The organism is Faecalibacterium prausnitzii, from assembly GCF_003324185.1.
In the GTDB taxonomy this organism is placed as follows: Bacteria; Bacillota; Clostridia; order Oscillospirales; family Ruminococcaceae; genus Faecalibacterium; species Faecalibacterium prausnitzii.
The window spans coordinates 1-1,427 of sequence record NZ_PXUP01000061.1 but is presented as its reverse complement, the minus strand read 5'-3'; the positions used below and the strand labels follow the sequence as shown (position 1 = coordinate 1,427).

1 protein-coding gene and 1 pseudogene are annotated in these 1,427 nt (G+C 49.5%); both read right to left on the bottom strand.

Annotated elements, in window-relative coordinates:
• Positions 1–270: pseudogene (locus tag C7J97_RS15460) on the bottom strand (hypothetical protein); the annotation flags it as partial.
• Positions 271–401: 131 nt separating this feature from the next.
• Positions 402–1,367 (bottom strand): ParB N-terminal domain-containing protein, encoded by a 966-nt coding sequence (locus C7J97_RS14650; protein ID WP_113993390.1) that lies wholly within the window; start codon positions 1,365–1,367, stop codon positions 402–404.
• Between the last annotated feature and the right edge of the window lie 60 nt (positions 1,368–1,427).

Here is a 1,427-nt window from a genome sequence, read left to right as displayed (position 1 = left end):
CCGGGTACTCCGTAACCAATCCTGACAGGCAGTTGCCGTGTCATTTTTCGAAAACTGTTTTACGGATACCCAGCAGTCGGGAACGCTCTGTTTTTCTTTACTGGTGGCGTGATGAGCTTGTTCCGCCTGCCACGCAGCAAATTCTCTTTGGCCTTCCTCGCTGTTCCAGCAGGCAAGGATGGCCGGGTAGAATGCCCGTGCCAGACGGTCGATGACTTCATCGGGATAAGGGGAAGTGTTTGTGGACTTTTTCTTTTTGTTCAAACGCACGCTCCTTTGATCGTCCCACCGCAGCAAAGTCGGGCGAGAAAATCAAAGTTCCAATTTTTAGCAAGGGCGCGGATGCTTTCCGCCCTGCACTTGCGGCTGGGGGCTCGTTGATGGCTTACAGGTGTCTGCTGTTATGCTGTCTTTTCTTCTTCAAGGGCTTCTGCAAGAGCCTTTTCCAGATAGGTTTCGATTTCAGTCAGGTAGTTAGCAGGCCTCTGCATTGCGAAGCGGAGAACCTTTTGCTTTTCCGGGTCAGTGAAATAGCTGGGATTGTTTTTGAGCGTTTTCTTCCATGAGTTTTTCATCATTTCGGTCGCACGGCTCAAGGATTTGTAAACCTTCATAAACTCGTCCGGTACATGATAGCACCGGAATTCTTCTGTTTGTGGTGTGGGCATGGGAACGGGTTCTGCTTTTTCAGGTTCAAATTCTGCGCTGGCAGATTCCAACACTTCCAATGCCTCTGGATGCAGGATTTGAGCAAGGACATCTGAACGATGCTCGGCACTTGCCTGCACGAGTTTGGACATTTCTTCGTTGGTAAACTTCACTTCGCCGGAAAAGACTTTCTGCTTGATGCCGGGAGAGAGGTTGTCTGCGATGTCGATGCCTCGTGTATAGTGGCTGGCGCGGAGAACGGAGGCACGGCTGACACCGTTTTCCTCTGCGATCCGGTCACAGGTTTTCTTTCCAGAGTGGTGGTTATCACCGTGATCACCACCACTTTTCTTTGCTAAAGTGTACTGATTACCCCGAAAGATTTTTGCAGCTTTCTTTTCAGCTTCATACTGTTTCCCAAGCAGATAGCGTTTCTGTTCGGGGCTCAGGTTTCGCCGTCCCAACTGATTCCGGCAAATCCACGCAATGGCTTTTTCGCGGTTCTCAAATCGGAGCGGCATAGTGGAAAAATAAATCTCAGGATGCTTCTGGAGAATGGCATAACGGCTGTGGCCATCAACAAGTGTATTATTCCACACGATCAAAGGAGAGAGCAGCTTGCCCTCTTTCAAGATATTTTCTTCAAGCTGCTTGAATTCATCATCGGTCAGAGGGGGAATCTGGGACTGGAACTCCGGGTCAATTTTCAGATTGATCATACGCACACTCCTTTATCTCTCCTGCTGCGTCTGTTCTTCCTCCCGGAAAAAGGACGCAAC